Annotated in this window: 1 protein-coding gene; it reads right to left on the bottom strand. The window is 47.9% G+C overall.

What is annotated here, in order from left to right; translation table 11 throughout:
- Nucleotides 1-315, bottom strand: a 315-nt coding sequence (locus ACLUWI_RS10425; RefSeq protein WP_412147252.1) for an IS66 family transposase, incomplete at both ends; no start/stop codon positions are given.

Raw genomic sequence — 315 nt, 5'->3', positions numbered from 1 at the left:
TACAGCCTGCGTTGCCTGGGCATTATTCTTTAACGCGAGGCCTTTGACCAATTCAATAAATGGTCGGCGAATATGTATGAGACAGCTACCAAACGTTGCTTTCGGCAGCTGTTCTTGGCCATAGCCACGATAGCCGTCACACATAACCGCTCCCGTATAATCAGGAGTCAGTACGTCACTGATGACTTTTCCTGAACGAGTAGGCGCATAGTAAAAGTAGGCTATCTGATGTTTTGCGAACTCCTTCGGTGTTCGCAAGACCCAGAAATAGGACTTGCTCTTCCCACTGTCGAGCACTTGAAAAGGAGTCTCATC

It is taken from the genome of Limosilactobacillus mucosae, from assembly GCF_046939755.1.
Taxonomy (GTDB): Bacteria; Bacillota; Bacilli; order Lactobacillales; family Lactobacillaceae; genus Limosilactobacillus; species Limosilactobacillus mucosae_A.
Note: the sequence above shows the minus strand (reverse complement) of the source record. Positions and strands in the feature narration are given on the sequence as shown.